A 24,306-nucleotide genomic window follows, 5' to 3' on the forward strand; every position below is an offset into this window, starting at 1 on the left:
CGTTGCATGAGCCTGCGGGTGGCCGTTGACTTCGGCACGTCGAGCACGTGCGTCGTCGCGTCCCTGTACGGCCGTGAGCCGCAGGTGGTGATGATCGACGGACATCCGCTGTTGCCGTCGTCGGTGTACTGCGCCGAGGACGGCACGCTGTTCGTCGGTCGGGAAGCCGAGCGGCAGGCGGCGGTCGATCCGTCGCGCTACGAGCCGAACCCGAAGCGGCGGATCGACGAGGGCGAGCTGCTGCTGGGCACCACCGTGGTCCCGGTGCTCGACGCCATTCGCGCGGTGCTCGAGCGCGCGATCTCGGAAGCGCGCAGGCTCGCGGGTGGAGCCGAGGTCGACCTGCTGGTGCTGACCCATCCCGCGGACTGGGGTGTGATCCGCACGCGGGTGCTACGGCAGGCCGCGGCCAAATTGGCCAACGAGATCGCCTTGGTGCCCGAGCCGGTCGCCGCTGCTTTGTTCCACGCGGCCACGTTCACGCCGTCGTCGTCGGACCGCACCGTCGAGTACAGCGACGAGGTCGGTGACGTGCTGGCCGTGCTCGACATGGGCGCAGGCACGGTCGACGTGTCGGTCGTCAAGAAGGAAAGCGGCCCGGCCAGTCAGGCCGGGTACCGGGTGCTGGCGACCAAAGGCGACCCCAGCTTCGGCGGGGCCGACATCGATCAGGCGCTGCTGGAGTTGATCGGTGAACAGGTGGCGCACGCCGATCCGGAGGCGTGGCGCGCACTGATGGAGGCGCGGACGCTGGGCGACCGTCGACGTCGCCGGGTCCTGCGGCAGGATGTCCGCGGCGCCAAGGAGACGCTGTCCCGGCATGCCTACACCGACGTGCCCATGCCGCCGCCGTTCGCCGATGCGCATGTCACGAGGGAGGACCTCGAGCGGTTGATCGCCGGACCGCTCGGGCGTGCGGTGGCCATGACCGCGATGGCGATCGAAGAGGCGGGGCTGCGACCCAAGCAGCTCACCGGCGTCTTCCTGGTCGGCGGGACGAGCCGGATCCCGATGGTCGCGCGGTTGGTGCACGAACGCCTCGGCATCGTGCCGATCACGCTGGATCAACCGGAGACCGTGGTGGCGCGCGGCGCGATGCGCACGGCACTTCCACGCCCCCGACCGGGCACTCCGAAGCCTGCGACGGCTCCTCGCGCCGTCGCTGCCGCTCCGCCGTCCGGTGGCACCCCGGTCGCGCAGCGGACGGCGACCCCGAGTGCGGGCTTCGCGCAGGCCCCGGCCGCTCCCCAGCAGGCCGTGTCCACTCAACCCACGTCCCCGGCAGGGGGCTTCGTCCACCCCGCGCCGAGCACCTACCCGGCCAAGCCGTCTTCGGGCGGAGGCCGTAAGAAGGCGCTGATCGGTGCAGCCTTGTTCGCGTTGGTCGCGCTCGTGGTGGCCGGCGTCGTGTTCCTGATGCAGCCGGACGAGGAAGAACCGAAGCAGGGCTCGGACAAGCAGCTGACCGCGTTCGGCTACACGTTCAGCTACCCGGCCGACTGGACGCAGACCGACACGGTGCAGCAGGACAAGCAAGTTGCCATCCGCCCGCGTGGGGAGGAGGACGGCCCGAACTTCGTCTCCGTGCAGCAGTTCGACATCGGCTACGACTTCGAGGACAACCGCGAACAGTTCATTTCGCAATTGCGATCGCGGTTGAACGAGTCGGGACGAATAATCACCGGCTTCAATCCGGACGACAAATTCGCCGGACGTTCTGTCATCACTTACGCCGAAGGCTATCCGGAACGCGATAAAGCCACCGCGTGGCTGGTCATCGCCAAGGACGACAAGCAGCTGAGCATCGGTTGCCAATGGGCGGGCGACGCCAGGCAGAAGGTGGAGGACGCCTGCAAGAAGGTCGTGCGGACGGTGAAGTTCACGGGCGAGTGACCCGCTCGCGGCCCTTCCGGGTGAGGGCTCAACGAAGTGTTCGCGCTCGCGAACGCGGTCCGCAGATGATCGTCAGCCGTGGCAAAACCGCAGTTCAGAGGCTATTTGCTCGGTGTGATGGCAAGGCCGTGAAGGGCTCGGTTCCCGGCCGGTTCCCCCATCCCCGTTCACTACTGCAACTACTTGCGCATAACCGCTGACGGGGCGGAACCAGACATGGCAGGGTCTGCGTCGTAGGTGGCGTACAGAGGCAATGGAAAGTACGCCGAACAAGCTCACAGAAAAGGGGGCCTGCCTCTCATGGGCGGTTACAAGGGTGAAGTCGCAGATATCACCAAAGCTCACAAGAACCTGTCCGACGTCAAGGCTGACCTGGACAACGCGGTGAACAACCTCGAGTCCGCTATGGCCGAGGCGCTGACGACCTGGCGTGGTGCTGCCGCTGACTCGTTCCGTCAGCTGATGGAGCGCGTGGACGAGAAGGGTCGTTCGCTGAACCAGTCGCTGCAGAACCTGGCTGACCTGTTGGAGCAGGCGGGCTCGACCTACCAGCGGATGGAAGAGGAGGGCGCCGGCAGCTTCAGCGGTGGTTCCTTCTCCGCGCTCGACGGCTGATCCATTCACTCACACAGGCACACCACAGATTTCAGTTAGGGGAGCAACGACATGACCATTCAGGTTGACTACGCGACTCTGGAGCGGGCTGCGGACGAGGTGAACAAGGCCCAGCAGCTGATGAACACGAAGCTGGAGGAGGTCGAGGCCGAGGTCAAGCGGCTGGCCGCCAGCTGGGAAGGTGAGGCGCAGACCGCCTACCAGACCGCGCAGAAGAAGCAGAACGAGGCGCAGGCCGAGCTGGCCCAGGTGCTCGCGCAGATCGAGACCGCGATCCTGGACGCCAAGCAGCGCTACGCGCAGGGTGAGCAGGGCATCACCCAGTCGTTCGGCGGCTGACCTCGATCAGCACACGCTACGGGTGTGGCCCGGGCCTTCACGGTCCGGGCCACACCTTTTTTCCTGGCCAGGGATGCCGTTTTTCATGGCTCGCCCCGGACTTCAGAGGTCGGCCGGGGACTGCGTAGCTTGCGCGCCAGGCTTTCAGTGGTGGGGCCTCGCCCACATGCGGGCGGTCGCGTAGTGATCGCGTGCGGCGGAGTGCACGCTGGGCCCCTGAGTGGTCGGTCGCGTGCGGCGGAGTGCACGCTGGGCCCCTGAGTGGTCGGTCGCGTGCGGCGGAGTGCACGCTGGGCCCCTGGGTGGTCCGTCGTGTGCGGCGGATGCGCGTGTCGGGTCCTGGGTGGTCATCGCTCGCGGCGGTAGCCTGCGCGTCGGATTCTGGGTGGCCACCACTCGCGACAGGTTTCGTGGCGATCCCGGGAACGCGGCTCGAGCCGCCGCTCGGCGATCGGCGTCGGACCAGCGCCGCCCAGGCCACATCGGCTTTTCGTGGTCGCGCCGCCCGAAGGAGACCCCCGCTGCGAGCGGGAACCGACCGGCCGGGTATCTTGGGACGTCGTTGTGCGATGCAGCGCGCCCATCAGGAGTGCGCGCGGCCCGTACATCCAACCCACAAGCCTGCAAGACCAGTTGACGACGAGGTAGCACGGTGTCCACGTACACGCCCAAACCCGGCGACATCACGCGCGCCTGGCATGTGATCGACGCCGAGGGGATCGTCCTCGGCCGCTTGGCGACCGAGGTCGCGACCCTGCTGCGCGGCAAGCACAAGCCAACGTACGCCCCGCACGTGGACAGTGGTGATTACGTCATCATCGTCAACGCGGAGAAGGTCGTCCTGACCGGCAACAAGCGCGACCAGAAGCTGGCCTACCGGCACAGCGGTTACCCGGGTGGTCTGCGCAAGCGGACCTTCGGCGAGCTGCTGGACACCAAGCCGGAGCGCCTGGTGGAGAAGGTCGTCAAGGGCATGCTGCCGAAGAACAAGCTCGGTCGGGCGCAGGCCAAGAAGCTGAAGGTGTACGCGGGGCCGGAGCACCCGCACGCGGCACAGCAGCCCCAGCCGTTCCAGATCAGCAAGGTCGCGCAGGTGAGCGCACAGTGAGCGAGGAAACCTTGACCACCACCGAGTCCCCGGCTGGCGGCGAGAACGTCGCGGCCGTCATCACGAGCGAGACGCCCGCCGCGCCGCGTCCTTCGCGTGCCGCCGGTGGCAGCGCGCAGACCGTTGGGCGCCGTAAGGAAGCCGTGGTGCGGGTGCGTCTGGTTCCCGGCAGCGGCCAGTTCAAGCTCAACGGCCGCTCGCTCGAGGAGTACTTCCCGAACAAGGTGCACCAGCAGCTGATCCGCGAGCCGTTGGAGACCGTCGAGAAGACCGACAGCTTCGACATCTTCGGCAACCTCCGCGGCGGTGGCATCAGCGGCCAGGCGGGCGCGCTGCGCCTGGCGATCGCCCGCGCTCTGGTGGAGATCGACCCCGATGACCGTCCGGCGCTGAAGAAGGCCGGCTTCCTGACCCGTGACGCGCGGGCCAAGGAGCGGAAGAAGTACGGCCTCAAGAAGGCCCGCAAGGCGCCGCAGTACAGCAAGCGCTGACGCCCCGAGCGTCCACGACGCCCATCCGGCCACGCGCCGGGTGGGCGTTTGTGTTGTGCGGACTTGTTTGCGGGGCGGTGTTGTCGGCGGGCCTGAGCGGTGGGGTTGTGCGAGCTCGCGGCCGGACGGAAGGCGCAGTCTTGGCGAAGCCTCGGACCATCGGCGGCGCCCGGCGTGGTCCGGCGACCTCAACTTCGGGTGGCCGGGCAGCGTGTGGTGAGGCGACCTCAACTCCCGGAGCCGAGCAGTGTGTGCTCAGGCGACCTCGACTCCCGGGTGGCCGAGGAGCGTGTTCCCGCCCACCCTTAACCCCAACCCCCGGACGCCCCGGCTCGCCCGGTGCCGTTACCGTGGTCGGGTTCTTGGCATGAGGAGGTCCCGCTAGATGGCACGGCTGTTCGGAACCGACGGGGTGCGCGGGCTGGCGAACGCGGATCTGACCCCCGCACTGACGGTGTCCCTGGCTGCCAGCGCTGCTCGGGTGCTGGCGGCGCACGATCGCTCGCATCGCCCGATTGCCGTGGTCGGCCGCGACACCCGGGCCAGCGGCGAGATGCTGGAAGCGGCCGTGGTGGCGGGTCTGACCTCCGCCGGGGCGGACGTCCGCCGCCTGGGCGTGCTGCCCACACCAGCGGTGGCGCACCTGGTTGCCGACACCGGTGCGGATCTCGGTGTGATGATTTCCGCGTCGCACAACCCGATGCCGGACAACGGGATCAAGTTGTTCGCCGCGGGCGGGCACAAGCTGCCGGATGCGATCGAGGACGAGATCGAAGCCGGCATGAGCGAGGACGTCGAGGGCCCGACGGGTGCGGCCATCGGCCGGGTCCTGGACCTCGAGGACGCCCTGGACCGCTACGTCGAGCACCTGCTCCGCGCGGTTCCCACCAAGCTCGACGGCCTGAAGGTGGTCGTGGACTGCGCGAACGGTGCTGCGTCCCAAGCTGCGCCGGAGGCGTACCGGCGGGCGGGCGCCGAGGTCATCGCGATCAACGCCGAGCCGGACGGCATCAACATCAACGAAGACTGCGGGTCGACCCACCTCGAAGGCCTGCAGGCGGCGGTGGTCGAGCACGGTGCCGATCTGGGGATCGCGCACGACGGTGACGCGGACCGGTGTCTGGCCGTGGACGCAAAGGGCGAGGTCGTCGACGGCGACCAGATCATGGCCGTGCTGGCGCTCGCGATGGCCGAGTCCGGTGAGCTGACCGACCAGACCCTGGTTGCCACGGTGATGAGCAACCTCGGTCTGCACCTGGCCATGCGCAAGCACGGCGTGAAGTTGAAGACCACGGCGGTTGGTGACCGCTATGTGCTCGAGGAGCTGCGTTCGGGTGGCTACGCGCTGGGCGGTGAGCAGTCCGGCCACGTCGTGCTGCCCGATCACGCCACCACCGGCGACGGCTTGCTCACCGCGCTGCGGCTGATGAGCCGGATGGCGAGCACGGGACGGTCGCTGGCCGATCTTGCCGGGGTCATGCAGCGGCTGCCACAGGTGCTGATCAACGTTCCGGTGGCGGACAAGGCCGCGGTCGCCGCTTCCCCCGCGGTGGCCGCCGTGGTCGCCGACGTCGAGGGGGAACTGGGCGAGAACGGGCGCGTGCTGCTCCGCCCGTCGGGCACCGAGCAGCTCATCCGCGTGATGGTCGAAGCCACCGAGCTGTCCGTCGCGCAAGCCGCCGCCGACCGGCTCGCCGGAGTCGTCGCCTCGAGCTCGTAACCGCAGGCCAGACCCCTCCACCGATGTGCGCGTGCAAAACACGCAATGTGCTGCGCGCACTACGCGCGGTGGGTAGATTCAATGTGCATCTGTAACGGCACCGGCAGCGGTTCGCGCACGTCATAGGTGTGCACGAGTTGCCGACAAGGGGGAACACGATGGCGCCGAAGGGCGGCAAAGGCTTCAGACAAGAGTGGGACGAGATCGACAAGATCAACCAGGATCTGGTCGATCTGATGGAAGCCCTCGACACCAGTGCCCAGCGGTACATGAGCGACTGTGACACGAAGGCCGAACACTTCGGCGCGTCCAGGATCGATGCCGGCCGAAACGCGGGGAGGGCGGCCGAGGCGGCGCTGGAGCAGCTGAAAACGGCCCTGGATGACGCCGTTGCCTACCTCAAGGCGTGGACTTCGAAGACGAACTCCGCCGTGGAGACCCATCAGAAGTCCGACAGCGAGTCGGCCGACGAGTACATCAAGACTGCGAAGGGTGTTGAGTGATCATGAGCTCGTACGCCGAGAGCATCCGCAGCAGTCTCGCCGACTCCCCGGACATCGACACCAATGACATCAGCAAGAAGATGCTGGAGGACCACGGGGAGTTCGCCAAGTTCCGCGGCTTGATGCGGAAGAAGTCCACTGAGATCTACACGCAGTGGCGGAACCACTCGACCCGTGCCGGCGCCACGAACTGGGTGGAGCCTTGGAACGACCAGGACGAAAAGAAGCTCGAGGACCTCAAGCATTTCGCCTTCTACGGAATGGGGGAAATGGCGACCCGGGTGGAGGCGCTGCAAAAGGTCGCCACGCAGATGTCGGAGGGCGCCCACGACGCGACCAAGCGCCTCGGTCCGGTCTGGGAAGGCGACAGTGGTGACGCGGCAAGGGACTCGCTCAAGCGCTTCGTCAAGGCGAGTGCGGAAGCTGCCAATTCGTGGGGGCGACTCGCGCAGGTCGTCAAACAGGTCCGAGACGAGGTGAAGAACACGATCCGGGATCTCGTCGAGAGGGGGGCGGGCGGCCCGGTCGGGGAATACGTCTCGATCTATCGGAACATCAATCACGAGGACGAGCAGAAGCACAACGGCAACGTCAAGGGTGCGATGGAGGCGGCCAATGGGAAGGCCTGGCCGGGCGCGTCGCCTGAGGAAATCGCCGCGGAGGTAATGGGCTACCAGCCGACCGACTTTGAACTGTCATTTGGGGGCGGCGGCTGGATGGGCAACATATATAGGGAGTGGGCCGGGTGGTATCAGTGGCTCGATGACCACAACAACTGGTACAGCTCGGCGCTGCATGAGTACCGGCAGCACATCGACAACGCCACGAACGCGATCGAGCAGCTGCTGAACATCTTCGGCGACACCTACAACTCGGGCAGTGAACGGGCGGATCTCAACCCGCTTGCGGCCGTTCGGCCGGAAGAGCCCAAGCCGAAGGAGCGCGACAAGGGCTCCGACCGTACCGGTCCGAGTGACACCGGGCCCGGCCCGTCCGGTCCTGGCCCGTCCGGTCCTGGACCGTCCGGCCCCGGGCCATCCGGTCCTGGACCGTCCGGCCCCGGGCCATCCGGTCCTGGCCCGTCGGGCCCCGGTCCGAGTAGCCCGGGTCCGTCGAACACGCCGACGACGCCGTCCGACACCAGCACCGACCAGCCGGATGACGGCACGAATCCGGTTACCGGGAAGCCGCTCGAGGTCGACCCGAAGACCGGCAAGCCGTACCCGATCGACCCGGAGACCGGCGAGCCGATCAAGGACGTCGACGATCAGGACACCACCACGGTGCGCCAGGGCGACAACGAGATCACGGTCACCGAGCCCAGCGCGACCGGCGAGATGAAGGTGTCGGTCGACGACGGCAAGGGCGGCACGAAGACCTACCACCTGGACTTCGACCCGGACAAGAACCCGGAAGACGTTGCCGAGGAAGGCTCGGAGTCCGAGCGGGAATCGGTCGGCGGCACCACCGGTGGTTCGTTCGGTCCGCAGGGGTCCGGGAAGGACATGCCCGGCGGCAAGGGGCCGGACGGTGAGGTCCACACGCCGGGCGAGGACGGCAAGATCCGGATCAAGGACGGCGACGTGGAGATCGTCGCCGAGCAGCCCAACGGTCCGGACGGCGTCACGGTGGTGACCGTCGACGACGGCAAGGGCGAGCCGATCACGCAGATCCTGGGCGACGACGAGGCCGTCGAGGAGTACAAGCAACAGCTGGAGAAGGACCGCGAAGAGCTGCTCAACCAGCGCGAGACGCTCCAGGGGCGGGAAAACGTCTCGCAAAGCGAGTGGGAAGAGCTCAAGAAGGAAGAGCAGAACTTCCGTGAGCGCGGCGGGCACCTGCCGGACGACGACGGCAAGCACGCCGAGAAGGTCTCCTCGCCCGCCCAGTCCGGTGAGGAGCGCACGCCCCCGCGGTCGGTCTTCGACGCCGCTGATCAGGAGCGGTCGGCGGGCTTGGGCAAGTCCGCTTTCGGGGCCGACGGCGGTTCGGGTGCTGGTGTCGGTCAGGGCGTCGGCGGCGGAGGCGGCGCAGGAGTTGCCGAGGGCGTCGGTGGTGGCGGTTCCGGAGGCGCTTCGGCCACGATCGGTGGTGGCGGTCCGTCCAGCATGGGCGGCAACCTCGGCGGGGACAGCATCGGTGACAGCGCGCAGAACCTCGAGGCCGGCGGTCGCAGCGGCGTGATGGCCGGAGGCGGCGCGCCCGCCGGTGTGGAAGGAGCGACAGCCGGTGGCCCGGGCGTGGGCACCGCCCCGGGTGGCGGCGGCGACCAGGCGGCAACGCGAGGCGGCGGCATGATGGGCGGCGGCATGATGGGCGGCGCCGGCGCGGCCGGTGGTGGTGGCGGCGACGAATCGCGCTCGTCCAACGCCGCCTACCGGGTTTCCGCGACCGATCTGTTCGAGCCCGAGGTCGGGGAGGGCCCGTTCGGGGTGGCGCGGATCAGCGGCAGCCTGGACGACGAGGAGGGGTAAACCGTGGTGTTTCTGGACAACAGCGTTCCACGGTCCCGTGCGCTCGACGAGATCGCGCAGGTCCGGGCCGAATACCGAGCTGAAGCGGAGCGGATCGACGACGAGGCTCGCCAGAAGGCCGAGGCGATCAAGGAGGAATCGGCTCGGCGGGCGAAGGAGATCGAGGAGTGGGCGGCCGCCCGGGAGGCGGAGAAGGCGAAGGAAGAAGACGCCTCGGAAGAGGAGAAGAAGCCGGAGAACCCGTGGGCCAAGCGGCCGGAACGGCCGGATGCGGCCGCGCGGATCGGCCAGATCGAGGACGAGGAGTACGAGGCCCCGGCCGAGGAGCCGCAACCGGCACCCACGCCGCCGCCGAAGCCCGTCGCGGTCACCCCACAGCCGGAGGCGGCCCCGGCCGAGCCGCCTCCTGCGGAGTCGAAGCCCGAGCCTGCTTCGAGCAGCCGGTGGTTCTCCGAGGACGACGACTTCGAGCAGGGCAACTTCCTTCGCGGGTAGCCCGCGTCGAGTAGGAGAGGTAATGACCAACCCGCAAGGGTGGCAACAGCAGCCGGGTGGCTGGCAGGGACAAGGGCAGCAAGCACACCCCGGTCAGCAGGCGGGGCAGCCCGAGCTGGCGCAGTACCCGCCGCCACCGCCCGGCCAGCCACCCGTGCCGGGTGATCGATCGGGTCCGGTTCCGGCGTTCAGCGCACGCGAGCTCGGCTGGGCGGCGTCCGCGGTGGCGCTGATCGTCGGCCTGGTCCTGATCGGCAAGTACGGCTACGAGGTCGTCGACAACATCAGCGAGAAGAGCTGGGGAGATGTTGGGTTCGCCGGGCTTGCCACGGCAGGCGGCATCTTTGCGGTGATCGGAGCGATCCTGCTCTACCGACGGTCCCGCGCAGGGCGTGTCCTGATCATCCTCGGCGCGATTTTCGCGGTGGGCGCCGCCGGTTTCGAGAACGCCTTGGCCTACCTGCTGGTCGGGGCTGCGGTGCTCGCCGCGATCCTGGCGTACATCAGCAAAGGCTGGGTGCGTCCCAAGCAACCGAAGTGGCAGCAGGGCCCCGGTTATCAACAGGGTTATCCACAGCAGCATGGACAGCAGGTGCCGGCCGGGCAGCAGGTGCCAGGTGGGCAGCACTACGGGCAGCAGGTGCCGGGCGGCCAGCAGTACGGGCAGCAGATGCCAGGTGGGCAGCAGTACGGCCGGTAGCCCCGGCGGGTAACGTCCCGAGGCGGGGCCCGCGAGTGCCGGCTCGTCCAGCCGTGCGTCACCGATCGAGCGGTAATGCTCGGTGCTCATGCGCACACCGTGTCCGGTGCGCTACCGTGCGTTCGAACCGCGGCGATGGGGGAAAGAATGAGCTATCCGTACGGCGGTCACCCGCCATTCGGCCAAGCCCCACCGGGGGCTACTCACCAGGGATGGGGTGGCCCGCCGCCGTCCGGCCCGGGCAAGAAAACGATGGGGGTGCTGGCGGGCGTCCTGGCCATCTTCTGCTTCATCCTGCTGGCCACGACGTGCGGTGTCTCGTTGTTCCAGATCATCCGGACGCAGATCGACACCAATCCCATGACCAGGGCCTACCCCACACATGTGGCGGTCACCGTCGCGTGCGTGCTCGCCGCCCTCTTGTTCTTGATCGGTGCCATCAGGCACCTCAAGCGGGGCCGTTCCGGCTCCGTGATCGTCCTCGTCGCCGCGGTGATCGTGGTGGCCGTGGCCGTGCTGCAGTGGGTCGACATGACCGCTGCACCAGGTGACGAGACGGTGTTCGCCACCTCGTTTTTCGAAGTCATCGGGGTGCACGTCGTGGCGCTGTTCGGGATCCCGGCGGGGATCCTGGCTCTGAACTCCCGCCTGTGGCTGGTGCCGAAGCGTCCTCGGTATCCCCATCCACCCGGGTGGTACGGCCGGCAACCGGGATATTGATCTGCTGGGGAAAGGTGAGTCATCCGGAAGGCAGAGACCCGATGCAGGGTCCAGCGTCCGTCGAAGCACGAATCGAGCCGCATGAGGCCTCCCGCCCCGGCAAGGAGGCACTCGCCACCTGGGTCGGTGCGCTGTTCGCGTTCTCCACGTTCGTGCTGGCCGCGGTCGCATGCCTGGGCTCATCGGTGCTCGTCATCCGCGTGCTCAGCAGTCCCGAGCAGCTGGACAGGGTCTACTCGGCGCACGCCGCGGTCACGGCCACCGCTGTTGTTGCCGCCCTGTTGCTGCTGATCGGGGCCATCAAGCACCTCAAGCGCAAGCGCTCCGGCGCGGTCATGATCGCTGTTGCCGCGGTGATCCTGGTCGCCATCGCTGTGCTCCAAGGGGTGTGGGTGGCGACCACCGGGTGGCGAGGTGAGATCGTCTTCGCGCAGTCGGGTGGCGAGGTGCTCACCATGCGCCTCAGCGCATTGCTCGCGGTTCCTGGCGCGCTCGTCTCCCTCTGGTCGCGGTAGTTCTGGCTGTCGTCGCGTCAGCCGGCTACTTAGTCAGCTCGGCGGTCGGCGAGTGCTCGAACTCGATCCGAGCCCGCTTCACGCCGGCGTCCACCAGCGCGCGGTACTTGTCCTCGCCGGTCAGTTCGGCCAAGAAGAACGCGGTGAACAGCGCGTACACCAGCTTCTGCGTTGCCCGCTGCGGCTTGCCTTGCAGGAAAAGCTGCGTCCAGTGGAAGCCCTCGGTGACCGCCAGGTGCGAGGACTTCTCCAGCTCACGCAGCTGAACCGGCCCGGCCCACGCGTTGGCGATGGCATACGCGTGGCCGATCGGCGGCGCAACCAGGTCACCTTCGACGGCCAGGTGCATGCCGGGCACGGTCACCGACCGAGCAGCCTCGGAAGCTGACGGCATGGTCTGCGCCGGAGCGATGGTGGCCACCGCGCGCACGGGGTCCCCGGAGCCGGAGGCGGCCGCCAGCACCGCCGCCCCGCCGCCGGTGGAATGCCCGGCGAGCCCCAGCTTCTCCGGGTCCACGCTGATCCCGCTCGGCCCGAGCCGTACGTGCGCGACCAACCGCAGCGCGGTCCGTAGGTCGGCGGCGAAGGCGCGATGGGACGGCAACGGACCGGTCTGGGTCGCGGGCGCCACGGCCACGATTCCCCAGGACGCCAGATGACGGAGCAGCCCGGCGTAGCGCCGGGGCGGTTGCATCCAACCGTGCCCGAACGCGACGGCGGGCAACCCCAGGCCGGCGCGTGGGGTGAACACCATCCCCGGGAGTCCCACGAGTGCCAGGTTGCCGAGCGACACCTGGTGCGGGCCCGGGTAGCTCAGCTCCTCCAACAGCACCTTCGGCTTAGCCATGCATCGACCCTAGTACCCTGGCTGCCCGTGTGTGGAATCGTGGGTTATGTCGGGCACCGCTCGGCGCTGGACGTCGTCATCGGTGGTCTCCGGCGCTTGGAGTATCGCGGGTACGACTCGGCAGGCGTCGCGGTCCTCGACGGCAACGGTGCACTAGCCGTCGAGCGGAAAGCGGGCCGGCTGGGCAATCTGGAAGAGCAGCTCGACGCCGTCGGCCGGGACGCGTTCGCGGGCTCGGCAGGCATGGGCCACACGCGCTGGGCGACGCACGGCCCGCCGGTCGACCGCAACTCGCACCCGCACCGGGACGCCTCGGGCAAGGTGGCCGTGGTGCACAACGGCATCATCGAGAACTTCGCCGCCCTCCGCGCGGAGCTCGAGGCCGCCGGAGTCGACCTGGCGTCCGACACGGACACCGAAACCGCCGCACACCTCATTGCGCTGGCCTACGCCGAGGGCCCGACCGCCGGTGACTTCCCCGCGTCGGTGCGCGCGGTGTGCCGTCGGCTGGAAGGCGCGTTCACGCTGGTCGTCGCGCACGCCGACCACCCGGACACGATCATCGCGGCACGCCGCTCGTCCCCGCTGGTCGTCGGCGTCGGCGAAGGGGAGCACTTCGTCGCCTCGGACGTCGCCGCGTTCATCGAACACACCAGGGAAGCCGTCGAGCTCGGCCAGGACCAGGTCGTGGAGATCACCCGGGACGACTACCAGGTCACCGACTTCAACGGCGAGCCCGCGCAGGGCAAGCCGTTCACCGTCAACTGGGACCTGTCCGCGGCGGAGAAGGGCGGCCACGACTTCTTCATGCTGAAGGAGATCGACGAGCAGCCCGAGGCGCTGGCCAACACGCTGCGCGGGCACTTCGCCGAGGGCCGCATCATCCTGGACGAGCAGCGGATGACCGATCAGGACCTGCGCGACGTCGACAAGGTCTTCGTGGTCGCCTGCGGCACCGCCTACCACTCCGGCCTGGTCGCCAAGTACGCCATCGAACACTGGTGCCGGCTGCCGGTCGAGGTCGAGCTTGCCTCGGAGTTCCGCTACCGCGACCCGGTGCTGGACCGCGACACCCTGGTGGTGGCGATCTCGCAGAGCGGAGAAACCGCCGACACCCTGGAGGCCGTCCGCCACGCGCGTGAGCAGAAGGCCCGCGTGCTGGCGATCTGCAACACCAACGGCGCGCAGATCCCACGTGAGTCCGACGCGGTGCTCTACACCCACGCCGGCCCGGAGATCGGCGTCGCGGCGACCAAGACGTTCCTGGCGCAGATCGCGGCCAACTACCTGGTCGGACTGGCGTTGGCGCAGGCCCGCGGCACCAAGTACCCGGACGAAGTGGCGCGCGAGTTCGCCGAGCTGGAGTCCACCCCGGCCGCCGTACGCAAGGTGCTGGGCACCGTCGACCAGGTCCGCGAGATCGGCGCTCGGATCGCGCAGTCCAAGGCCGTGCTGTTCCTCGGCCGCCACGTCGGCTTCCCGGTGGCGCTGGAAGGTGCGCTCAAGCTCAAGGAGCTCGCCTACATGCACGCCGAAGGGTTCGCGGCGGGCGAGCTGAAGCACGGGCCGATCGCACTGATCGAACAGGACCTGCCGGTGGTCGTGGTCATGCCGTCGCCGAAGGGGCGGGCGGTGCTGCACGCCAAGCTGGTGTCCAACATCAGCGAGATCCAGGCCCGCGGCGCCCGCACCATCGTGATCGCCGAAGAAGGCGACGAGGCGGTGCGGCCGTTCGCCGACGAGCTGATCGAGATCCCGGCGATGCCGACGCTGCTGCAGCCGCTGGTGGCCACCGTGCCGCTGCAGGTCCTGGCCGCCGAGATTGCCCGGCAGCGCGGGTTCGACATCGACAAGCCGCGGAATCTCGCCAAGTCCGTCACAGTCGAGTAGTCACCAGTGCCGCCGAGCCTGGGTACGGTTCAGGCATGCGTGAGGTGTGGACAACCGAGCGTGTGCGGGCCGCCGAGGCCACGGTGCTGGCCCGCACGCCGCCTGGGGCGTTGATGCGACGCGCGGCGTTCGCGGTGTCGGTGCGAGCCGCCGAGCTGCTGTCCGAACATGTCGGCCGGGTCACCGGGGCCCGCGTGGTGTTGCTGGTCGGGTCCGGCGACAACGGCGGTGATGCGCTGTGGGCCGGGGCCATGCTGCGTCGCCGGGGCGTCTTGGTGACGGCCGTGCTGCTCAACCCGGAACGTGCGCACGCAGAAGGACTCGCCGCACTGCGCCGTGCCCGCGGCAGAGTGGTCGAGCCGCAGGACGCGCAGCCCGCGCTGGAGCGAGCGGACCTGGTCATCGACGGCATCGTCGGCTTGTCCGCACGCGGAGGTCTCCGGCCGCAGGCTGCCGAGCTGGTCGCCCGGATCAGCGCTCCGATTCTTGCCGTCGACCTGCCCAGTGGTGTCGAGCCGGACACCGGGGCGGTCGACGGCGCCGCGGTCCAGGCCACGGCCACGGTCACGTTCGGTGCGTACAAGCCGCTGCACTTCCTCGAACCCGCCGCCGGCCGATGCGGTGACGTGCGCCTGGTCGACATCGGAATCCGGCCCGAGCTGGGTGATCCGGACTTCGTCGTGCTGGACCCGATCGATGTCGGGCTGGCCTGGCCGGTGCCTCGGGCCGGCGACGACAAGTACACGCAGGGGGTCACCGGCATCGTCGCGGGATCGAATCGCTTCACCGGTGCGGCGGTGCTGGCCACCGGTGGCGCGGTCCAGGCGACGTCCGGAATGGTGCGCTACGCCGGGTACGCAGCGGACGCGGTGCGGAGTCGGTGGCCGGAGGTGATAGCGACCGGATCATTCGGCGACGCCGGCCGCGTCCAAGCGTGGGTGGTCGGGCCGGGCAGCGGCACCGGGGCCGAAGCTCGCGAGACGTTGCGTGATGTGCTGGCCGCGGGGGTTCCGGTGTGCGCGGATGCCGATGCGACGACGATGCTGGCCGAACACCCTGAGCTGTTGGACGCACGGGACCCGGACACTCCGCTCGTATTGACGCCGCACGAGCGCGAGTTCGAGCGCCTGGCAGGTCCGGTCGGCAAGGACCGCGTCGCGGCGGCCCGCCGGGCGGCGAAGCGGTATCACGCCGTCGTGCTGCTCAAAGGCCACTGCACGGTGATCGCCGACGAGAGCGGCCGCACCTACGTGCAGCGTTCCGGGCGATCCTGGCCCGCCACCGCCGGTTCCGGCGACGTGCTGTCGGGCATGATCGGCGCCCTGCTGGCCGCCGGACTCGAGCCGGCGTTCGCCGCGGCGTGCGCTGCTCTGGCGCACGACGAGGCGGCCGCGATCGCGGCGTCGAACGCGCCCACCCCGGCGTCGGGCATCGTCACGGCTATCCCGGAGGCGGTCCGCATGCTGCGCGGGCTCGTGCGACCATGAGCGCGTGTCGTCCCAGTTGAGTGCACCTCGCGCCGAGGTGGTCGTCGACCTCGACGCGATCCGTCACAACGTCGCGTTGCTCTCCGGCCGCGCGGCCGCGTCCGGGGCAGCCACGATGGCTGTCGTGAAGGCCGATGCCTACGGTCACGGCGCACTGCCGGTTGCTCGCGCCGCGCTCGGTGCGGGCGCGAGCTGGTTGGGCGCCTGCTCGCTAAAAGAGGCGTTGGCGCTGCGGTCCGCGGGCATCACCGCGCCGATTTTGAGCTGGCTCGAGACACCGGTGGTGGATTTCACCCCGGGCATCAGCGCGGGGATCGACCTGTCGGCCAGCTCCAGTGCGGAGCTGGCCCGGATCGACGCCGCCGCCGAGCGTGCCGGGCAACGCGCTCGCGTGCACCTGAAGATCGACACCGGCCTGTCCCGGAACGGGTGCCCGCAGCAGCTGTGGCCCGCGTTGTGCGCCGACGCCGCATCGGCCCGCCATGTCGAGGTCGTGGCCATCTGGTCGCACCTGGCGTGTGCCGACGAGCCCGGTCATCCGTCCATCGACGAACAGGGCAAGCGCTTCGAAGCGGCCTACCAGGTCGCGCGCGAGGCGGGCCTGCGCCCGAAGCGGCATCTGGCCAACTCGGCAGCCACGCTGACCAGGCCGGACTTCCACTACGACATGGTGCGCACCGGCATCGCGATCTACGGTCTCAACCCGGTGGACACCGACGACGACCTGCGGCCCGCCATGACGTTCCGGTCGTCCGTCGCGCTGGTCAAGCGCATCCCGGCCGGGGAATCGGTCTCCTACGGCCACACCTGGACAGCCGCCACCGACACCAACCTGGCTCTGGTCCCGGTCGGCTACGCGGACGGCGTCCCGCGCACCTTGTCGGGCCGAATGGAGGTGTGGCTCGGTGGCCGGCGACGTCCGGTCGTCGGCCGCGTGTGCATGGACCAGATCGTCGTGAACTGCGGCGACTACGAGCCGCGGTTGGGCGAGGAGGTCGTGCTGTTCACCCACGGCCGCTCCGGTGAGCCGACCGCCCGGGAATGGGCCGACACCCTGGGCACCATCGACTACGAGATCGTCACCGGCATGTACCGGCCGCGCGTCGTGCGGCGCTACGTCGGTACGGAAACCGGGGCTGCGGTTTGAGCCGGTTCTCCGCTCGCGGTAGCGACCCCTACGCCGACGAGCCGTTGGGCGAGCTGGCCCCCGATCGCGTCAGCACGGTAGCCGCGGACGACGGCACCCCGCTCGCGGTCCAGGAGATCCTGCCCGCCGACGGTGGCGAACCGGAGATCACGCTCATCGGGGTGCACGGCTTCGCGCTGTCCAGCTCCACGTGGTACTTCCAACGCCGCGACCTGGCCGCGTTGCGGCTGCCGCGGGTGCGGCAGATCTACTACGACCACCGCGGGCACGGGCGATCGGGCTCCAGCACGAAGGAGACCGGCACGATCGACCAGCTCGCCGCCGACCTGCATGCCGTGCTGCGGGCCATGGCGCCCGACGGCCCGGTGGTGCTGGCCGGGCACTCGATGGGCGGGATGACGATCATCGGGCTGGCCGAGCAGGCCCCGGAACTGTTCGCAGAACGCGTCCCCGCCGTTTGTCTCATCACCACGGCCGCGGGTGAGGTCGGACGTACCGGCGTGGCCCGGTCCGTGCTGGCCCGCTACAGCCCGATCAGCAGGATGAGCGGCCTGGTGACCTGGCAACCGCGGCTGGTGGAGCTGCTGCGTACCGCGGGCGGCCGGATCACCAGGCAGGCGGTGCGGCGGCTGGCGTTCGGTGACAACCGGGTGCCGGAGAGCGTGCTGCGCTTCCTGCTGTCCGAGCTGGACGGCACGCCGGTGCGGGAGCTGGTGAACTTCATCGCCACGCTCGGCGAGCACAACCGGTACGCCGCGCTACGGTCGCTGGAGAACGCGCATGTGCTGGTCATCGGCGGTGAGAAGGACCGCATCACCCCGATGCTGCACAGCGAGCGGATCGTCGCCGAGTTGCCCGGCGCGGACCTGGTGTGCATTCCCGGAGCCGGCCACATGGTCCAGCTCGAGCAGCCCGAGGTGGTGACCAGCCACCTCATCGATCTGTTGCAACGGAGTGCGGGGGTCGGCGGTGGCGACTCGCGGCGACGGTCGCGGAACCGGACGCGGAAACGAGTGCGGGGGTGGTTGCGGTGAAGCTCGAGCTGCCGAGGCAGGACGACACGATCGCGCTGGGCCGGGCCATCGGCGAACAGGTGCGCGCCGGTGACCTGGTGTTGCTGACCGGCCCGCTGGGCGCCGGGAAAACCGTGCTGGTCAAGGGCATCGCCGCCGCGCTCGAGGTGCACGGCCGGGTGAGTTCGCCGACGTTCGTGCTGGCCCGCGTGCACGAGCCGGGTCCGCGCGGCATCGGGCTGGTGCACATCGACGCGTACCGGCTGGGCGGCGACGTCGACCAGCTGGAGGACCTCGGCATCGACACCGCCTCGGACGACTCCGTCGTGGTGGTCGAGTGGGGCGAGTTCGTGGCCGACCGGTTCGGGCCGGACTATTTACTGGTGCGCCTGGAGCGGCGCCCGGACGACGTGCGGGTCGCCGAGCTGGAGCCGCACGGGGCCTGGGTGGACCGGCCGTTGCCGGGCTGACCGCGGGCCGCTGACCAGCAGGTCGTACGCTGGGAAGGTCATGCTGGTTCTCGCCCTGGACACCTCCACCCCCGCGGTCACCGCAGGCGTGGTCGAGCTGGGCCCGGACGGCGCCACCACGCGCGCCGAGCGGGTGACGGTCGACCCGCGCGCGCACGGTGAGCTGCTCACGCCGCATGTGCTGGAGTCGGTGGACCAGGCGGGCACCACGCTGCGCGGTCTGGACGCCGTGGTCTGCGGGTCCGGCCCGGGGCCGTTCACCGGGTTGCGGGCGGGACTGGCGACGGCCGCGTCACTGGGGCAGGCACTCGAGATCCCGGTGTACCCGGTGTGCGGGCTGGACGCGATCGCCGCCGAGGCCGCGGTCGACGACACCCTTCTCGTGGTCACCGACGCTCGCAGGCGCGAGGTGTACTGGGCGGCTTACGACGCGAACCGGCAGCGGTTGGCCGGGCCTGCGGTTTCCCTGCCCGTGGACGTCGACACGCACGGAGCTCGGCACGTCGCCGGCCATGGCGTGCAGGTCTACCCGGACGCGTTCACCCTGCCCGCGGTGGAGCCGTTGTATCCGTCGCCGCGTGGGTTGGTGCTGGCCGCTGCTGCCGAGCTGCGGTCGGGTGCGGAACCTGCCCCGCTGACGGCGGTCTACCTGCGCCGTCCGGACGCCCAAGAGCCCCATCGGCCGAAGCGGGTGCTGGCGTGAGCACCACCGAAGCCGTCACGCTTCGCCCGATGACCAGGCAGGACATCGACCGGGTGCTGGTCATGGAGCGCGACCTGTTCGCCGACGAGGGACCGTGGAGTGCCTACGCGTTCCGCACCGAATTGGCGTCCGACACCTACTACCTGGTCGCCGTCGACGAGTCCGGCGAGCTGGTCGGCTACGCCGGGTTGGCCGTTCTGGGACGACCGGGGCATCTGGAGACCGAGGTGCGCACGATCGCGGTCGACCGGCGGATGCAAGGCCGTGGCGTCGGCACCGCGCTGCTGACCGCGTTGCTGGCCAAGGCCGACGAACTCGAAGCACCGGTGTTCCTCGAGGTGCGCACGGACAACGACCCGGCGCTGCGCCTCTACGAGCGCTACGGCTTCGAGCGGATCGGGCTGCGCAAGCGCTACTACCAGCCCGCAGGCGTCGACGCGTACACCATGCGCCGCGAGGCGCGGGTCGGCGCCGGGGTCGAGGGGGCGACGGATTAGATGACGAAGATCGTCATGGGCATCGAGAGCTCGTGTGACGAGACCGGCGTGGGCCTGGTGCGGTTGCACGAGGACGGCTCCGTCGAGTTGCTGGCCGACGCTGTCGCGTCCAGCGTGGAGCAGCATGCCCGGTTCGGCGGCGTCGTGCCCGAGGTGGCCAGCCGCGCGCACCTGGAAGCCATGGCTCCCACCGTTCGCCGGGCGTTCGACTCGGCGGGACTCAAACTCTCGGATGTCGACGCCATCGCGGTGACCGCGGGCCCCGGGTTGGCCGGCGCGCTGCTGGTCGGGGTGGCGGCGGCCAAGGCGTACGCCGCCGCACTCGAGGTGCCGCTGTACGGCGTCAACCACCTGGCGGGCCACGTCGCGGTCGACACGCTCGAGCACGGGCCGCTGCCCACACCGTGCCTGGCCCTGCTGGTCTCCGGCGGGCACACCCAGTTGCTGCGGGTCGACGACATCGCGGGCAAGATCACCGAGCTCGGATCGACCGTGGACGACGCCGCGGGCGAGGCCTACGACAAGGTGGCAAGGCTGCTGGGGCTGCCGTATCCCGGCGGGCCGCCGATCGACAAGGCGGCGGCCGACGGTGACCCGGCGGCGATCGCGTTCCCGCGCGGGATGACCGGGCCGCGGGACGCCAAGTACGACTTCTCGTTCAGCGGGCTGAAGACGGCCGTGGCCCGATGGGTGGAGACGACCGAGCGGCGCGGGGAAACCGTGCCGGTCGACGACGTGTGCGCGTCGTTCCAGGAAGCCGTGGCGGACGTGCTCACGGCGAAGGCGGTGGCGGCGGCCAAGGAGACCGGGATCGACACGTTGGTGATCTCCGGCGGGGTCGCGGCGAACTCCCGGCTGTCCGGCCTGGCCCGCGAACGCTGCGCGGCCGCCGGTGTGCAGCTGCGGATTCCCCGACCGCGTCTGTGCACGGACAACGGTGCGATGATCGCCGCGCTCGGTGCACACGTGGTGGCCGCCGGGGTGCCGAGGTCGAAGCTCGACTTCTCGGCAGCGCCCGGCCTGCCGGTGTCCACCGTGACGGTGTGAGTGCGCCGGCGGACCACCGGGGGTTTCCCTCCAGCGCGGTGCGGTGACGCACGGCTGTCACGCTGAAGGGGACCGGGGCTTCCGTCAGGCGGCCGAGGTCGACCGTGAGTCGCGGAAGGCGAGAAAAGCGCCCACCGCCGAAGCGATCGCGGCGATCAACCCGAGGTAGGTGCCGAACGACGCCCCCGCGCTGAAGCCGTCCATTGCCTCCAGCCGCTCGGGGATGTCCGCCGAGGCGTCGTAGGTCAGCAGGCGGATGACGATCATCACCAGGGCCAGGACGCTGAGCACCAGCCAGGTGATCGGGCCCTTGCTCAAACCGGACCCGAACAGTGGCATCGCGACGATCACGGCCGCGACGACCAGCAGGACGACGGCGAGCCAGCCGAGCGCGCCGACCCCCCAGGCGCTGCGCGATTCGCTGGCGCTGATGCCCATGGCGTCGATGGAAGCCGACCACCACGGCAGGAACGACGCGATGAGAGCCACCAGACCGGCTCCGATACCGAGCCATTGCGGCATCGTCAGTTGCCTGGAATTTACTCCGGCCATCACAAAACTCCACTCATCAGTGTCCGCACCGGGACGAAAAAATTTAAGGAAAGATCGAATCTTAGCTCCGACGGCGGGAAACCGCTGGTCGTTCCCGGAAACTCCACCCGGTTGTAACGGAGTGCTACGACAGATGCGCCGGCGTCCGTTTCGCTGCCAGGCGGCCGACGACAACCGCTCCGACCAGAGACAGTACGGCCAGCACCAGGCAAGCGATCAACCCGATGCCCGGACCGATGTCGATGAACCGCGCACCCGCGGCCACGTCCTCGGGCTGGATGGTCGACCGCCCGACACCGAAGCGGTCGGCAATCTGCTGCATCACGTCCCGCACGCTGGGCAGCGTCGCCCAGTCGACGACGATGAACACGATCGCGATCGCCGTCAGCGCGAACCAGCTGAGCCATCGCGCGGTCGACCAGGTCGCAGGCAGCGGTACCGCGGCAACCGCGCCTGCGGCGACGAGTACCAGCACGGCGACCGCGCCGGGTAGTGACTCCCACGCGGTAGCCGATTCCGCCTCGATGGCGTTGGCGGCCGACCCGGCCATGCCGGGGCTGTTGGTGTTCAAGCTCGTGGTGACCGACGCCCAGGTGAAGAACGAGAAGGCGGTAGCTGCCGTCGCTATGGCCAAACCGAACCACAGCGACCACCAGGGCCACCCGGTCGGCGCCTGTGGGCCGCTGTCTTCGCCGTTCATGGCGGGCTCTCTCTCGTGGAAGGTAAGCGTGCACCGGCACCGTAGTGCGCATCCGCCATGGTAGTCCTGACACCCCGGGTGAACAGGGGATTCACGATGTCGAGCCGCGGCCAACACAGGTCACAGGGGGCCCGGTTGCACGGCTAGCACTCACGTAGTTAGAGTGCTAAGTGCAAGCGATGAACACGCCCGGCAACCCGCGACGACGGGGGTGGGAGTCGTGACCCCTATCCGACAACGCTTTCTCGACCGTGGAGGTCAACCCGGTGAGCGTGAACATCAAGCCGCTTGAGGACAAGATCGTTGTCCAAGCGAGCGAGGCCGAGGAAACGACGGCTTCCGGTCTCGTCATCCCCGACACCGCCAAGGAGAAGCCCCAGGAGGGCAAGGTTCTGGCCGTTGGCCCGGGCCGTATCGACGACAAGGGCAACCGCATCCCGGTCGACGTGAAGGTCGGCGACGTCGTCATCTACTCGAAGTACGGCGGCACCGAGGTCAAGTACAACGGCGAGGAGTACCTGATTCTCTCCGCCCGCGACGTGCTCGCGGTGGTCAACTGACCTTGCGCCGCGCGGCCGGAAGTCCCGGCCTGACGTGGTTGTCAGCCAGACGCCCCGGCCCCGCGGACAAGGGGTCGGGGCGTTCGGTTTCTCAGACGTGAAAGGGACGCAAGGCGAGCATGCCTAAGCAGATCAACTTCAACGAAGACGCGCGGCGGGCGCTGGAGCGGGGCGTGAACAAGCTCGCCGACGCCGTCAAGGTGACCCTCGGGCCGCGCGGGCGCCACGTCGTGCTCGGCAAGAAGTACGGCGGTCCGACCATCACGCTGGACGGCGTCACCGTCGCGCGCGACATCGAGCTGGAGGACCCGTTCGAGGACCTCGGCGCGCAGCTGGCCAAGAGCGTGGCCACCAAGACCAACGACGTGGCCGGTGACGGCACCACCACGGCCACCGTGCTGGCGCAGGCGCTGGTCGCCCACGGTCTGCGCAACGTCGCCGCGGGCGCGAACCCGGCGGCGCTGAACCAGGGCATCCAGGCCGCCACCGACAAGGTCATCGAGGCGCTCAAGGCCAAGGCCACCCCGGTGAAGGGCCGCGACGAGATCGCTCAGGTCGGCACGGTCACCTCGCGCGACGCCCGGATCGGCGAGCTGCTCGGCGAAGCCGTGGAGAAGATCGGTGAGGACGGTGTGATCACCGTCGAGGAGTCCTCCACGCTGGCCACCGAGCTGGTCATCACCGAGGGTGTGCAGTTCGACAAGGGCTATCTCTCCGCGCACTTCGCCACCAACCCGGAAGAGCAGCGGGCGGTCCTGGAGGACGCGTGGGTGCTGCTGCACCGGGAGAAGATCTCCGCGCTGGCGGACCTGCTGCCGCTGCTGGAGAAGGTCGTTGAGACCAAGAAGCCGCTGCTGATCATCGCCGAAGACGTCGAAGGCGAGGCGCTGTCCACCCTGGTGGTCAACTCGCTGCGCAAGACGTTGACCGCGGTGGCGGTGAAGGCTCCGTTCTTCGGCGACCGGCGTAAGGCGTTCATGGACGACCTGGCGGTGGTGACCGGCGCGCAGGTGGTGTCCTCGGAGGTCGGCCGCAAGCTGTCCGAGGTGGGACTGGACGTGCTGGGCAAGGTCCGGCGCGCGGTCATCACCAAGGACGAGACGACGCTGGTCGACGGCGCAGGCACCAAGGAGGCGCTACAGGCGCGCATCGCGCAGATCCGGCGCGAGATCGAGACCACCGACTCCGACTGGGACCGCGAGAAGCTGCAGGAACGGCTGGCCAAGCTGGGCGGCGGCGTCGCGGTCATCAAGGTCGGTGCGGCGACCGAGACCGAGCTGGCCGAGCGCAAGCACCGCATCGAGGACGCGGTGGCGTCCACCAAGGCCGCCGTCGAGGAGGGCATCCTGCCCGGCGGCGGGTCGGCGCTGGTGCACGTGGCCAAGGAGCTGGAGGGCGACCTCGGCTTGACCGGCGACGCAGCGACCGGCGTGTCGATCGTGCGGGACGCGCTGACCGCGCCGCTGAACTGGATCGCCACCAACGCCGGCTACGAGGGCCCGGTGATCGTCTCCAAGGTGGCCGAGCAGGACTGGGGTCGCGGTTTCAACGCGCTCACCGGCGAGATGGCCGACCTGGTCACCGCCGGTGTGGTCGACCCGGTGAAGGTCACTCGCTCCGCGGTGGCCAACGCCGCCTCGATCGCGCGACTGGTGCTGACCACCGAGTCGTCGGTGGTGGACAAGCCGGAGGAGTCCGACGAGGACGAAGGCCACGACCACTGACCCTGGAATGTCCGGCGGGGCGGTCACCTGAGGGTGGCCGCCCCGTTTTCTGTGCGGTGGCGGGTGTCGGCGCGCTGATTCCTGCACCGTGGCGCG

25 protein-coding genes are annotated in these 24,306 nt (G+C 69.3%); 22 read left to right on the forward strand and 3 right to left on the reverse strand.

Translation table 11 applies throughout. The features are described from left to right. Nucleotides 1-6 precede the first annotated feature (6 nt). From YWM_RS0119625 to YWM_RS0119680, 12 genes are all read left to right on the forward strand, one after another. A complete protein-coding gene (locus YWM_RS0119625; protein ID WP_028852118.1) occupies nt 7-1,893 on the forward strand; it encodes a type VII secretion-associated protein in 1,887 nt (628 codons plus the stop codon). 300 nt (nt 1,894-2,193) lie between these two features. Beyond that, nucleotides 2,194-2,508 (forward strand): WXG100 family type VII secretion target, encoded by a 315-nt coding sequence (locus tag YWM_RS24650; protein ID WP_052345156.1) that lies wholly within the window; start codon nt 2,194-2,196, stop codon nt 2,506-2,508. Nucleotides 2,509-2,559: 51 nt separating this feature from the next. Then, a complete protein-coding gene (locus tag YWM_RS0119635; protein WP_028852119.1) occupies nt 2,560-2,847 on the forward strand; it encodes a WXG100 family type VII secretion target in 288 nt (95 codons plus the stop codon). Between the two features lie 652 nt (nt 2,848-3,499). After that, nucleotides 3,500-3,955 carry a 50S ribosomal protein L13 gene (rplM, locus tag YWM_RS0119640; protein WP_028852120.1) on the forward strand — a complete coding sequence of 152 codons (456 nt, stop codon included), beginning with the start codon at nt 3,500-3,502 and terminating at the stop codon, nt 3,953-3,955. An 11-nt stretch (nt 3,956-3,966) separates the two neighbouring features. After that, entirely contained in the window at nt 3,967-4,446 is a 480-nt protein-coding gene (gene rpsI / locus YWM_RS0119645; protein ID WP_084612560.1) for a 30S ribosomal protein S9, read from the forward strand. A gap of 385 nt (nt 4,447-4,831) precedes the next feature. Then, on the forward strand, nt 4,832-6,166 hold the full coding sequence (glmM, locus tag YWM_RS0119650; protein ID WP_028852122.1) for a phosphoglucosamine mutase: 1,335 nt from the start codon (nt 4,832-4,834) through the stop codon (nt 6,164-6,166). Nucleotides 6,167-6,324: 158 nt separating this feature from the next. Beyond that, nucleotides 6,325-6,669 (forward strand): hypothetical protein, encoded by a 345-nt coding sequence (locus tag YWM_RS0119655; protein WP_028852123.1) that lies wholly within the window; start codon nt 6,325-6,327, stop codon nt 6,667-6,669. A gap of 2 nt (nt 6,670-6,671) precedes the next feature. Continuing rightward, the gene (locus YWM_RS26690) at nt 6,672-9,143 is read left to right on the forward strand and encodes a hypothetical protein (RefSeq protein WP_052345158.1); all 2,472 of its coding nucleotides are present in this window, start codon (nt 6,672-6,674) and stop codon (nt 9,141-9,143) included. A 3-nt stretch (nt 9,144-9,146) separates the two neighbouring features. Continuing rightward, the gene (locus YWM_RS0119665; RefSeq protein WP_028852124.1) at nt 9,147-9,638 is read left to right on the forward strand and encodes a hypothetical protein; all 492 of its coding nucleotides are present in this window, start codon (nt 9,147-9,149) and stop codon (nt 9,636-9,638) included. Nucleotides 9,639-9,660: 22 nt separating this feature from the next. Next, nucleotides 9,661-10,338, forward strand: coding sequence for a hypothetical protein (locus YWM_RS0119670; RefSeq protein WP_028852125.1), 678 nt, complete (start codon nt 9,661-9,663; stop codon nt 10,336-10,338). A gap of 147 nt (nt 10,339-10,485) precedes the next feature. Continuing rightward, nucleotides 10,486-11,058, forward strand: coding sequence for a hypothetical protein (locus YWM_RS0119675; protein ID WP_156914841.1), 573 nt, complete (start codon nt 10,486-10,488; stop codon nt 11,056-11,058). Nucleotides 11,059-11,099: 41 nt separating this feature from the next. After that, complete coding sequence (locus YWM_RS0119680; protein ID WP_028852127.1) at nt 11,100-11,573, forward strand: hypothetical protein; 474 nt, start codon at nt 11,100-11,102, stop codon at nt 11,571-11,573. Between the two features lie 25 nt (nt 11,574-11,598). Here the strand turns inward: YWM_RS0119680 and YWM_RS0119685 are convergent, their stop codons facing one another. Beyond that, a complete protein-coding gene (locus YWM_RS0119685) occupies nt 11,599-12,420 on the reverse strand; it encodes a dienelactone hydrolase family protein (RefSeq protein WP_028852128.1) in 822 nt (273 codons plus the stop codon). A gap of 27 nt (nt 12,421-12,447) precedes the next feature. Between YWM_RS0119685 and glmS the strand changes: the two genes are divergently transcribed. Genes glmS through tsaD form a run of 8 tightly spaced genes read left to right on the forward strand, consistent with a single transcriptional unit; the run spans nt 12,448 to nt 20,674 of the window. After that, a complete protein-coding gene (gene glmS / locus YWM_RS0119690) occupies nt 12,448-14,310 on the forward strand; it encodes a glutamine--fructose-6-phosphate transaminase (isomerizing) (RefSeq protein WP_028852129.1) in 1,863 nt (620 codons plus the stop codon). 35 nt (nt 14,311-14,345) lie between these two features. Beyond that, nucleotides 14,346-15,797, forward strand: a complete 1,452-nt coding sequence (locus YWM_RS0119695) for a bifunctional ADP-dependent NAD(P)H-hydrate dehydratase/NAD(P)H-hydrate epimerase (protein WP_028852130.1) — start codon at nt 14,346-14,348, stop codon at nt 15,795-15,797. Between the two features lie 4 nt (nt 15,798-15,801). Next, nucleotides 15,802-16,944, forward strand: a complete 1,143-nt coding sequence (alr, locus tag YWM_RS0119700) for an alanine racemase (RefSeq protein WP_028852131.1) — start codon at nt 15,802-15,804, stop codon at nt 16,942-16,944. Next, nucleotides 16,941-17,978 (forward strand): alpha/beta fold hydrolase, encoded by a 1,038-nt coding sequence (locus YWM_RS24660; protein WP_245566098.1) that lies wholly within the window; start codon nt 16,941-16,943, stop codon nt 17,976-17,978. The genes alr and YWM_RS24660 overlap by 4 nt, the downstream gene beginning before the upstream one ends. Continuing rightward, nucleotides 17,966-18,427 (forward strand): tRNA (adenosine(37)-N6)-threonylcarbamoyltransferase complex ATPase subunit type 1 TsaE, encoded by a 462-nt coding sequence (tsaE, locus tag YWM_RS0119710; RefSeq protein ID WP_156914842.1) that lies wholly within the window; start codon nt 17,966-17,968, stop codon nt 18,425-18,427. The genes YWM_RS24660 and tsaE overlap by 13 nt, the downstream gene beginning before the upstream one ends. 40 nt (nt 18,428-18,467) lie before the next feature. Next, entirely contained in the window at nt 18,468-19,130 is a 663-nt protein-coding gene (tsaB, locus tag YWM_RS0119715; protein WP_028852133.1) for a tRNA (adenosine(37)-N6)-threonylcarbamoyltransferase complex dimerization subunit type 1 TsaB, read from the forward strand. Further along, entirely contained in the window at nt 19,127-19,627 is a 501-nt protein-coding gene (gene rimI, locus YWM_RS0119720; RefSeq protein WP_281168834.1) for a ribosomal protein S18-alanine N-acetyltransferase, read from the forward strand. The genes tsaB and rimI overlap by 4 nt, the downstream gene beginning before the upstream one ends. Continuing rightward, nucleotides 19,628-20,674 carry a tRNA (adenosine(37)-N6)-threonylcarbamoyltransferase complex transferase subunit TsaD gene (gene tsaD / locus YWM_RS0119725; RefSeq protein WP_028852135.1) on the forward strand — a complete coding sequence of 349 codons (1,047 nt, stop codon included), beginning with the start codon at nt 19,628-19,630 and terminating at the stop codon, nt 20,672-20,674. 84 nt (nt 20,675-20,758) lie between these two features. Here the strand turns inward: tsaD and YWM_RS24665 are convergent, their stop codons facing one another. Continuing rightward, entirely contained in the window at nt 20,759-21,226 is a 468-nt protein-coding gene (locus YWM_RS24665; RefSeq protein WP_156914843.1) for a hypothetical protein, read from the reverse strand. Nucleotides 21,227-21,350: 124 nt separating this feature from the next. Next, nucleotides 21,351-21,926: a hypothetical protein gene (locus tag YWM_RS0119735; protein ID WP_028852136.1), complete on the reverse strand. Its 576-nt coding sequence runs from the start codon at nt 21,924-21,926 to the stop codon at nt 21,351-21,353. Nucleotides 21,927-22,192: 266 nt separating this feature from the next. On the opposite strand from YWM_RS0119735, the gene groES reads away from it, so the two are divergent. Then, nucleotides 22,193-22,486 carry a co-chaperone GroES gene (gene groES / locus YWM_RS0119740; RefSeq protein ID WP_028852137.1) on the forward strand — a complete coding sequence of 98 codons (294 nt, stop codon included), beginning with the start codon at nt 22,193-22,195 and terminating at the stop codon, nt 22,484-22,486. 119 nt (nt 22,487-22,605) lie between these two features. Continuing rightward, nucleotides 22,606-24,210 (forward strand): chaperonin GroEL, encoded by a 1,605-nt coding sequence (groL, locus tag YWM_RS0119745; RefSeq protein WP_028852138.1) that lies wholly within the window; start codon nt 22,606-22,608, stop codon nt 24,208-24,210. Nucleotides 24,211-24,306 lie beyond the last annotated feature (96 nt).

Origin of the sequence: Thermocrispum municipale DSM 44069 (assembly GCF_000427825.1) — a bacterium.
GTDB classification, from domain to species: domain Bacteria; phylum Actinomycetota; class Actinomycetes; order Mycobacteriales; family Pseudonocardiaceae; genus Thermocrispum; species Thermocrispum municipale.

Excerpts from the sequence above, each read along its gene's own strand:
- YWM_RS0119625 (WP_028852118.1), top strand. The coding sequence starts at position 7 with ATGAGCCTGCGGGTGGCCGTTGACTTCGGCACGTCGAGCACGTGCGTC.
- YWM_RS24650 (WP_052345156.1), top strand. The coding sequence starts at position 2,194 with ATGGGCGGTTACAAGGGTGAAGTCGCAGATATCACCAAAGCTCACAAG.
- YWM_RS0119635 (WP_028852119.1), top strand. The coding sequence starts at position 2,560 with ATGACCATTCAGGTTGACTACGCGACTCTGGAGCGGGCTGCGGACGAG.
- glmM (WP_028852122.1), top strand. The coding sequence starts at position 4,832 with ATGGCACGGCTGTTCGGAACCGACGGGGTGCGCGGGCTGGCGAACGCG.
- YWM_RS0119655 (WP_028852123.1), top strand. The coding sequence starts at position 6,325 with ATGGCGCCGAAGGGCGGCAAAGGCTTCAGACAAGAGTGGGACGAGATC.
- YWM_RS26690 (WP_052345158.1), top strand. The coding sequence starts at position 6,672 with ATGAGCTCGTACGCCGAGAGCATCCGCAGCAGTCTCGCCGACTCCCCG.
- YWM_RS0119670 (WP_028852125.1), top strand. The coding sequence starts at position 9,661 with ATGACCAACCCGCAAGGGTGGCAACAGCAGCCGGGTGGCTGGCAGGGA.
- YWM_RS0119675 (WP_156914841.1), top strand. The coding sequence starts at position 10,486 with ATGAGCTATCCGTACGGCGGTCACCCGCCATTCGGCCAAGCCCCACCG.
- YWM_RS0119680 (WP_028852127.1), top strand. The coding sequence starts at position 11,100 with ATGCAGGGTCCAGCGTCCGTCGAAGCACGAATCGAGCCGCATGAGGCC.
- YWM_RS0119685 (WP_028852128.1), bottom strand. The coding sequence starts at position 12,420 with ATGGCTAAGCCGAAGGTGCTGTTGGAGGAGCTGAGCTACCCGGGCCCG.
- YWM_RS0119695 (WP_028852130.1), top strand. The coding sequence starts at position 14,346 with ATGCGTGAGGTGTGGACAACCGAGCGTGTGCGGGCCGCCGAGGCCACG.
- tsaB (WP_028852133.1), top strand. The coding sequence starts at position 18,468 with ATGCTGGTTCTCGCCCTGGACACCTCCACCCCCGCGGTCACCGCAGGC.
- tsaD (WP_028852135.1), top strand. The coding sequence starts at position 19,628 with ATGACGAAGATCGTCATGGGCATCGAGAGCTCGTGTGACGAGACCGGC.
- YWM_RS24665 (WP_156914843.1), bottom strand. The coding sequence starts at position 21,226 with ATGGCCGGAGTAAATTCCAGGCAACTGACGATGCCGCAATGGCTCGGT.
- YWM_RS0119735 (WP_028852136.1), bottom strand. The coding sequence starts at position 21,926 with ATGAACGGCGAAGACAGCGGCCCACAGGCGCCGACCGGGTGGCCCTGG.
- groL (WP_028852138.1), top strand. The coding sequence starts at position 22,606 with ATGCCTAAGCAGATCAACTTCAACGAAGACGCGCGGCGGGCGCTGGAG.